General features: G+C 68.3%; 7 protein-coding genes. 1 reads left to right on the forward strand and 6 read right to left on the reverse strand.

Annotated features, from left to right (window positions below):
• Positions 1-978 precede the first annotated feature (978 nt).
• The 5 genes from ACY34I_RS39510 to ACY34I_RS39530 all read right to left on the reverse strand — a co-directional run bounded on the left by ACY34I_RS39510 (position 979) and on the right by ACY34I_RS39530 (position 6,569).
• Positions 979-1,875 carry a winged helix-turn-helix domain-containing protein gene (locus ACY34I_RS39510; RefSeq protein WP_462760525.1) on the reverse strand — a complete coding sequence of 299 codons (897 nt, stop codon included), beginning with the start codon at positions 1,873-1,875 and terminating at the stop codon, positions 979-981.
• 699 nt (positions 1,876-2,574) lie between these two features.
• Positions 2,575-2,826, reverse strand: a complete 252-nt coding sequence (locus ACY34I_RS39515) for a hypothetical protein (protein ID WP_462760527.1) — start codon at positions 2,824-2,826, stop codon at positions 2,575-2,577.
• Positions 2,827-2,896: 70 nt separating this feature from the next.
• On the reverse strand, positions 2,897-3,817 hold the full coding sequence (locus ACY34I_RS39520) for a carbohydrate ABC transporter permease (protein ID WP_462760529.1): 921 nt from the start codon (positions 3,815-3,817) through the stop codon (positions 2,897-2,899).
• Complete coding sequence (locus tag ACY34I_RS39525) at positions 3,817-5,268, reverse strand: ABC transporter permease (RefSeq protein WP_462760531.1); 1,452 nt, start codon at positions 5,266-5,268, stop codon at positions 3,817-3,819. The genes ACY34I_RS39520 and ACY34I_RS39525 overlap by 1 nt, the downstream gene beginning before the upstream one ends.
• Positions 5,268-6,569 (reverse strand): ABC transporter substrate-binding protein, encoded by a 1,302-nt coding sequence (locus ACY34I_RS39530; RefSeq protein ID WP_462760533.1) that lies wholly within the window; start codon positions 6,567-6,569, stop codon positions 5,268-5,270. Before ACY34I_RS39530 ends, ACY34I_RS39525 begins: the two co-directional genes overlap by 1 nt.
• Positions 6,570-7,145: 576 nt before the next feature.
• Between ACY34I_RS39530 and ACY34I_RS39535 the strand changes: the two genes are divergently transcribed.
• Positions 7,146-8,255, forward strand: a complete 1,110-nt coding sequence (locus ACY34I_RS39535; RefSeq protein ID WP_462760535.1) for a uroporphyrinogen-III synthase — start codon at positions 7,146-7,148, stop codon at positions 8,253-8,255.
• Between the two features lie 106 nt (positions 8,256-8,361).
• On the opposite strand, the gene ACY34I_RS39540 is transcribed toward ACY34I_RS39535, so the two are convergent.
• A partial coding sequence (locus tag ACY34I_RS39540; protein WP_462760537.1) for a zinc ribbon domain-containing protein occupies positions 8,362-8,718 on the reverse strand: 357 nt, incomplete at its 5' end.

Genomic DNA, 8,718 nt, shown 5'->3' on the forward strand with positions numbered 1-8,718 from the left:
AGGTACGCAAGGCGGGCTGATCCCCGCTGGTCCGGCAATCCCCCGCGCAACCCTCAATCCTCTCCACCCGTCCGGCTGGCAGCGCTACAAGGCCGCCCGCTCCCCACCGCAGCCGTCGGCACCGCCTGCCGCCCAATGGAGACGAAGCGCCCCCACCAGGGCAGGTGGGGGCGCTCGCGTTTCGGCTGGGGCAGGGCTGGCTATCGAGCCAGGACCACCACGACCGTAGCGACGCATCCGATCAACACGGCGACCAGGCACGCCCGACGCATCACGCCGCCGGCAAAGCCACACCTCTCCCCCGCCACCCCCCTGCGCGGCGAGACTGTCGGGGTGGCGCCAACCATCCCTGACCGGCTAACGAACAGGCCAGCAGCATTCCACCCAGAGCGCAGTCATGGGAGTGCTTGGGCGCTGCAACGGCGGCTCCTGGGGAGCGCCGCCCGCAACGGCGCACATCGGCCAAATGAAAAGAGGGTTTCCGCAAGTCGCTGACCTGCGAAAACCCTCTCACTGTCGGGACGGCCGGATTTGAACCGACGACCCCTTGACCCCCAGTAGTCTGGTGGCCCAGCGACATGCTCGACGACGTTTGCCCAGGTCGCCCGAAGCATAAACCAGCCGAGTAAAGGCGTCGTAGCATCACTGCTTCGACAAGCATCGACCATCTCCTGTCGACGAGCAGCGCACAGCGACTTGCCTCCCACCCCTCGACCGCACTGTTGAAGCTGGTGGCCGGCCTCGACTGGGCGGAGAAGGGTGCCAGCGATGATCTCAGTCGAGCACCTAAACTCAACTGGTTGCCCAAGACGGCATCGCCGTGATCATCGACAGCCTTCTGTGAGTGGAGGAGACCGCCCGAGGAGTCGACAGCAAGACGCCGAGCCACCGACCTGGCCCTGAGCAGGAACCAGATAGCTCAAGGCAATAGGTCCCACATCTGCTTGGGAGCCTCGCAGCCGCGATTTACCCCATCGATCAGGCCGCGCCGCTCGCCGACTTCGCCCTGCCGTCGATCCGGATCGAGCCACACGCCGCCGGGAACGAGCAGCTGGGTGGCGTGTGGGGCTCGGTCGGATCGGTTAACCACCAGCCGGCCCTGCCAGTGGCCAGCCGGTCCCGGCCGATCTTGCGCCGCAAGCGTGAGATGACGCTGCCCACTGCCTTGGTGCTCTTCGGGCGCGCTCTGACGCTCATCCCGTCCCGGATCTGCGCACCGCTACGAGGTTCGCCCTGCGCATCGATCAGCACCTGCAACGCCTCGGCCTGCTGGGGGCTCAGCTTAACGGGCGCGTTCCGGCCGGCCAGCCAGGTTTCTCTTGTCGTGCACTCCAATCGCACGCCGGCCCACTCCGCCACGCACGGCCCCGGCTTTGCGTGGCCGGCCAGCCGCCAACCGCCTCCGCCCGTGATAATCCGGTTACGCCCGAGGCGTTGCCGGAGGTGATGGATGACCACTCCCACCGCGACGATCGTGGCGGGCCGGTCATGCGGTGGCAACGACGACCAGATCCCACTCCTGCTGCGCGGCACTCCCCGCGCCTCGACGAGTACCCGCAGCACGGCGAACTCCTGCGGGCCGAGCCGGATGGGCCGAGCCGGCCCGTCGAGGACGTACCGATGCTCGACATCGAGTCGCAGGCTGCTGAACGACAGCAGGCCGGTGCCGCCGACCGGTTCCGGCGCTATCGGGTCCCGCACCCACCAGCCATCCGCCCCGGTGAGAATGCGTGCGGCACCGATCTTCTTACGGATGTTGGCGATCACCACGCCGATCTGGGCAGCTGTTGGCGGCCGATACCCGCGTGGCATGGCGGCCCAGATCGCCTCTCGGCTGAGGGGCGTCCCCCGCGCCGTCATCAGGACGGCCAGCACGGCGGCCTGCTGTCCACTGAGCATGACCGCGCTCGACTCAGCGTGCAATCGGACCAGGCCGGTGGACGTCTGCAACTCCAGCCCGGCGTAGCGCAGCGGGACATCCAGCACGGGTATGGACAGCTGACCCCGGCCGGTGGTCCGCAGGCGCCGTCCTTGACGGCGCTGAGAGATCGCCACCAGCGCAGGGCCTGCCACCGGAGAAGCATCCTCAGCCGGGAGCCAGCGGGCCGACCGGCCGACCATGGACTGATCAACAACCATGAAAGACCTCACCATCTGGCGAGCCGGCCGTCACTACTCCAACCGACCAGCCTGAACCTCGGTCCGTACGTCTGAAACAGGCCCTACGGCGGCGGTGTGCCCGGTGCCGCGGCGGACATCGCGACCAGCCGGTGCGGTTGCCTCAGCACGCTGGACCTGTGGGCCATAACTGGCTAAACACTGTGAACCAGGAGTTACAGGTATCCGTAGCTACAAGGGGAATCCCTCGTTGACGTACTGCCACAAGCGTTGCGGCGGCGGGTGGACAGAGGGGGTTGTGCCGGTGGCGGCCGGCGCAACCTTCCTCCCCCGGCCCACGCCGCTTTCGCGGGCAGGCCGTAGGCAAACGTCCGGGTTGCTCCCTGAAGGGGCGGGAGGCATCGGGGCGTGACGCAGACCCCGCGAGCCATGCGCGAGGACGCCGGACGTCGGCGATCAGGCCGATGGCCCGACCAGCTGGTACGCCGCTCGGACGGCGGCCACGGCCCAGCGCATGCGACAGACCGCCTCGGCCGGATCGTCGCCGTACTCCTGCGCGACGAGTGCCGCGCAACCGCCCGCCCGGTGCCGGCTGACGCCGTCCAGCACCGCCTTCCGGATCTGTTCGGGCGTCGGATCCTTCGACGGTTGGAGCGCGGAAGCGAAGAGGGCCTCCGCCCTGGTACTAAGCAGTTCCGATGGGCCCATCACCGGCTCCTTTCCGGTAAGTGGCAGCCACTGCGCCGTGCCCGGCGCGCACCCCATGATCGACCTTCCGCTACTTGCCTGACCCGGCGAGGACGCCCTGCACGAAGTAGCGCTGGAAGGCGAAGAAGACCACGAGCGGCACGAGCATGGACAGGAACGCGCCGGGGCCGATCGTGTCGAGGTTGGACGAAAACGACCGCATCTGCTCCCGCAGGGCGTAGGTGATCGGAGCATTGTCGGAGGTGGCGAAGACGAGCGCGACCAGCAGGTCGTTCCAGACCCACAGGAACTGGAAGATGGCCAGCGAGGCGATGGCCGGCCAGCCGATCGGCAGCACCACGCGGGCGAAGATGACCATTTCCCGGGCACCGTCAATGCGGGCCGCCTCGAGCAGGTCGCGCGGGATGTTCAGGAAGAAGTTCCGCAACAGGAAGATCGCGAACGGCAGCCCGAAGGCCACGTGGAAGGCAATCACCGCCGAGATCTCGCCGTAGATGCCGAGGGCCCGGAAGATCCGCGCGTCCGGCACGATCGCCACCTGAACCGGTACGACGATCAACGCGACGACCAGCACGAACAGCCAGTCCCGGCCGGGGAAATCCATCCAGGACAGGGCGTAGGCGCCGAGGGCGCCGAGTAGCACCACGAGCAGGGTCGACGGGACGGTGATCAGTACCGTGTTCCACAGCGATTCGACGATCCGCTCGTTCTGCAGCACCTGGGCATAGTTGTCGAGGGTCAGTTGGGCCGGTGCGGTGAAGACCGTCCACCAGCCGGTGGCGCTGTTGTCGGCGCTGCTACGCAGGCTCGCCACGGCCAGACCGAAGGTCGGCAGCAGCCAGAAGACGCCGATCATGACCGCCAACAGCCGCAGCAGGGCCTTGCCAAACCGCATCATGAACCGGATCCATGGTCCCGGTCGCGGCGGGCCGCCCCGCGCGGTACCGGCGGGCATCAGTTCCGGTACCGCGTCGATGGTGGCGTGGCTCATCAGCTATCCCTCCTCAGGCGCCGGATGTTGAACAGCATCGCGGGGAGCACCAGGGCGAACAGCAGGACCGCGAGGGCGCTGCCGAGCCCGTAGTCCAGGCCGCCGCCGAAGGACACCCGGTACATTTCCAGGGCGACTACGGTCGCGTCGTCTTGGGACGACTCGGGTGCGAGTACGTAGACGAGGTCGAAGATCTTCAGAACGTTGATGGTCAGGGTGACCAGCACCACGACGAGCACGGGCCGGACCAGCGGCACGGTCACGTGCCGGAAGGTCTGCCACTCGTTCGCGCCGTCCATCCGGGCCGCTTCGAGCGCTTCCCGAGGCAGCGCGGCCAGGCCGGCCGACACCAGCACCATGGCGAATCCGGCCCAGATCCAGATGTACGCCCCGATGACTGCGGGAGTGATTAGTGAAGGCCCGAGCCAGGTGACGCCGTTGAACGGCTCGCTGAAGTTGTCGGCGGGCAGCCGGATGACGTACGGGCCGGAGGTGAGGTCGGGGAACGCGAACCGCCCGGCGGCGTCGGTCCGGGTGGTGGCGACCACGGTGCCCCCGTCGGCCATTGCCTCGACGGTCATCTGGGGCAACCCGACCTCGCCGGCGTCGACGGTCCCTGCCCGGCCGCCGCCGCCACGGCTGAAGTCGAGCCACACCACCCCCTGCAGTCCGGGGCCGCCGGTGGGTGTTGTGGCCGGCTTGGCGTCGGTCGGGATCCGGTCCGGTGGCAGTCCCACGAGGGCGAGGCGGACGGGTTCACCCGGGTTCACCGGCCCTCTGGACTGGAAGCCGTTGTCCATCGGCACCAGCTCGCCCTGTTCCCGAGCATCCACGCCGTGGTAACGCGACGGGGACACAAAGGCGTCGTGCACCGACACGACGGCCGCGTTGAGCACGCCGCGGTCCGGGTTCTCGTCGTAGACCAGCCGGAAGGTGACGCCGGCGGCGAGGAACGAGATGGCCATCGGCATGAACAGGACGGCCTTGAGCACGGCCGACCGGCGCAGTCGCTCGGTCAACACCGCGAAGATCAGCCCAAGGGTGGTGACCACGCTAGGTGCCACGATCACCCAGACGAGGTTGTTCAGGATGGCTCGCCGGGTGTTCGACGAGGTGAACATCTCGACGTAGTTGTCGAAGCCGACGAACCTCGATCCGTCACCGCTGCGAAAGCTGAGCCACAGCGTGTAGACGATGGGATAGCAGACCAGTACCAGCAGCAGCACCAGGGCGGGGCCGAGGAAGAGCGCGACCATCAGGCGGGTTTCCCGCGACCGTCGGCGGGCCGCGGTCCCGGCGGTGGTCCGCGGGCCGCCGAAGGTGTCCCGGTGGCCCGGGCCACCGGCGGCGTGCCGTGGGCCGCCGGGGCCGTGGGCCACGCTCGCCCGGCCGATCGTTGTCTGGGCAGGGTACGGATGGATGCCCTGGGCCGGGTCGGGCGTGATCGTCATCAGTTGCCTCCGAAGTCCTTCTTCGCGGCGGCCTCGAGCTGCTGGGCCAACGCCTCGGGGGCGATCGGCTTGGCGAGGAAGTCCTGGAGCAGCACCCAGAGGTGGGCGCTGGTCCCACCGCCGAACGTCTGCGGCGTGAGGTCCGAGAGGTCGAAGCGCAGCGATTCGGCCTTCACCACCGCTTCGGCGAGTTCCCGGGTGGTGTCCTCCGGGTACGTCGCCATGTCCAGTCCGGAGTTCGCCGAGATGAACCCGCCCTTGGCCGCCATGATCTTCGCCGCCTCGGGCGAGGCGAGGAAGGCCATCAGTGCGTTCGCCTCCGGCGTGTCCTTGAAGGCGACGGCCTGGTCGCCCGCCGTCACGACCGCCGGCTTCGAGCCGTCGACCGACGGCCAGTTGAAGAACTTCGCTGACTCGCCGACCTTCAACTCACCCAACTTGTTGATCTCTGAAGCGACGAAGTCGCCCTCGAACAGCATCGCTCCCTTCGGCGACTTGCCGAACACGTCGGCGATCGCCTGTGTGAAGGCGGTCTGCGTCGGACTGCCGGCCAGGAACCGCGGCGTACGCCAGTAGTCGGCCAGCAGGGTCAGCGTCTTGACCACGCTGGGGTCGGTCCAGGGGATCTCGTGCTTGGCCAGCTTGTCGTACATTTCCGGGCCGGCGACCCGGAGGTAGCTGTTCTCGAACCAGTCGGTCAGCACCCACCCGTCGCCACCGGCGGCGACCATGGGCGTCACCCCGGAGTCGGCGAGCGCGGTGGAGACCGTCTTGAGCTCGTCCCAGGTCTTCGGCGGCTGCACCCCGGCGTCGGTGAAGCTGTCGACCCGATACCAGATCACCGACTTGTTGGCCACCTTGAAGTAGACGCCATAGAGCTGCCCGTTCACGGTGCCCAGTTCCTGCCAGGCAGCGCTGTAGTTTTCCTTGATCGCGGCGGCCGCGTCGCCGGTCAGCGGCTTGATCGCGCCCCGCTTCACGAACTCGGCCACCACCCCGGGCTGCGAGATCAACGCGACATCCGGCGGGGAACCCCCAGCGATCCGGCTGTTGAGCAGCACCGGCAGATCGTTGCCACCGGAGGTGTACTTCACCGTCGCGCCGGTCTTCGCGGCGAAGGCATCCAGCACCGCCTTGAAGTTCGCCTGCTCGGCACCGGACCAGGTGGCCGCCACCTCGACCGTCTTGCCGGCAAGGTTCGCGTCCGGCGAGCCGGACGCCGGGCCGGCATCGCCACCGCACCCTGCGGCGGTGGCGAGGACCGTCGTCGCCACGGCGAGCGGTACCCATCGTCGTATCATGGACCCTCCTGAATCTGGTCTGCGGATCGGGACTGGACCGGAGCGGGCGACGACCCGCCGCCCGCCCTGCGTTCGGAGTCGACCGCGGTTGAGTGGCAGCTCAACCGCGGTCGACGGACGACGAACGCCGATCCAGGTTCCGGATTGGCGGTCGCCCGCCCTCATCCGTCCCCGTCCGGGTCGGCGCTCATCGATCACATTCCATTAATCGGTCGGTGATTGCGCCGAGTCTTCAACACCACCGCGTTTCCCGGAAGTCAATTGGGTGCTACGTGACGGGACCGCCGAATACCTCACAAGATCCACTTGCCGGATTCAGCACCGACTCGCCGGTAACTACTCGGCGGTCCACTCTGAACTGGCAAAACACCGTTCAGATCCGCGCGTCGTCCCAAATCTCGGTAACACCGAGTCGGTGAACGAACCGTCACGGTGTTGAGATTGGACACCGCTGCGATGGCCGCGCTGTTACCGCGACACTTCTTCCCGACGAAAAAAGTCTCACCGGATTGACCCAAGCGCCGTCCGGAACCGTTCAAACACTGTTGAGGTAGACCGGCTTGACGGGAGGACAGTGTGGAGGAGCTGGCGGGGTATACGGTCGCCGTCCTGTCGGAGCGTCGTCGACACGACCTCGCCACCCTGCTGGAGGCCACCTCGGCACGGACGATCAACGTCCAGGCGGTTCGCTCGGTGGCCCAACCGGTGGCAGAGGCCGTTGCCGTCGCCACCCGCGCCTGCGTCACGAGACCGGTGCACGAGGTCATCGTGTCCTCGGGCCTGGGCCTGCGGGCCTGGCTGCGCGTGGTCCAGCAGGCCGGCCATCTCGACGCGCTCGTCGGCCGGCTGACGCACGCCCGCCTGCTGGCCCGCGACGGGCACGCCGCCGACACGCTGCGGGATCTCGGCCTGAGCCAGATATGGGCAACCGCCTCCGCGACCACCGAGGATCTGTTCCGCTATCTCCTCGCCCAGCCGATGACCGGCCGCCGGGTGGTGGCGCAGATCGAGTCGGAGCCACATCGGGAGTACTGCGATGCCCTACGCCGCAACGGGGCGACGGTGGTCGAGGTCGTCACCAACCGGTTTCTCCCACCGCTGCGGATCGACACCCTGCGCCGGCTGTGCAGAGTCATCCTCCGGCGGCAGGTCGACGCCGTCGCGCTGACCGGGGCAACCGCCACCGAGAACCTGTTGCGCCAGGCCGAGGCCGACGGCGTACTCGGTGAGGTGCTCAACGCACTGACCGCCGACATCGTGCCGGCCTGTCTGGGTCACCTGGCGGCGGAGCCGCTGCGGGCGCTCGGCATCAGCGCGTACGTGGCGAACAGTCCCGCCCTGCCGGACCTGGTCAAGGTCCTGGCGAACCAGCTCCCGGAACGGTCGCTCCAGCTCGACGTGCAGGGTCACCGGGTGGAGATCCGCAGCCAGGCGATGGTGATCGGCCACCAGGTGATTCCGGTCCAGCCCGGCCCGATCTCGGTGTTACGGGCGCTGGCCCGCCGTCCCGGCCGGGTGCTGTCCCCGGCCGAGATCCGGGCAGCCGCGCCGAGCTGGGCCGACGTCGACGACCACGCCGTCGAGATGGCGGTGTCGCGGCTGCGGCGAGCCTTCGACGACACCCCGCTGGACGGCGTCGACCTGATCCAGACCGTGATGAAGCGTGGCTACCGGCTGGCGGCCTGACCCAGCCACGCGAACTGGCCCGGCACCTCGGCCTGCGACAGCTCACCCGGCAACCACGTCGGCGTCGGTCAGCGGCCCGGCCACTCGGCCTGCCTGCCGTTACCTGTCAGTGCGCTCTAGCGACTGATCGGCATGTCCCGCCTTGCGGTGGGACGGTCCCGGTCTTATCCGCCTGAGCGGGGCCGGGTTGACGCTTCACGGCCACCGGCCCGCCGGGGCGGGTCTTATGGTCGGCTCCACGTCCTGCCACCGGGCCACTCCCGGCGGTGGTGACCTCACGCGCGAGCGCGGCAAGGTTACGCGCGGCGTTCAGGTCCCGATCGAGGGCCAAGCCGCAAGAGTCGCAGAGGTAGGTTCGGACACGCAGCGGCAGCTTGGTTTTCACCGCGCCACAGTCCGAACAGGTTTTGCTGGAGGGATACCAGCGGTCGGCCATGATCCGCCGGCCGCCGTTCCATTCAGC

It is taken from the genome of Micromonospora sp. RTBAU3-60, assembly GCF_054963695.1.

Excerpts from the sequence above, each read along its gene's own strand:
- ACY34I_RS39520 (WP_462760529.1), bottom strand. The coding sequence starts at position 3,817 with ATGAGCCACGCCACCATCGACGCGGTACCGGAACTGATGCCCGCCGGT.
- ACY34I_RS39515 (WP_462760527.1), bottom strand. The coding sequence starts at position 2,826 with ATGGGCCCATCGGAACTGCTTAGTACCAGGGCGGAGGCCCTCTTCGCT.
- ACY34I_RS39530 (WP_462760533.1), bottom strand. The coding sequence starts at position 6,569 with ATGATACGACGATGGGTACCGCTCGCCGTGGCGACGACGGTCCTCGCC.
- ACY34I_RS39525 (WP_462760531.1), bottom strand. The coding sequence starts at position 5,268 with ATGACGATCACGCCCGACCCGGCCCAGGGCATCCATCCGTACCCTGCC.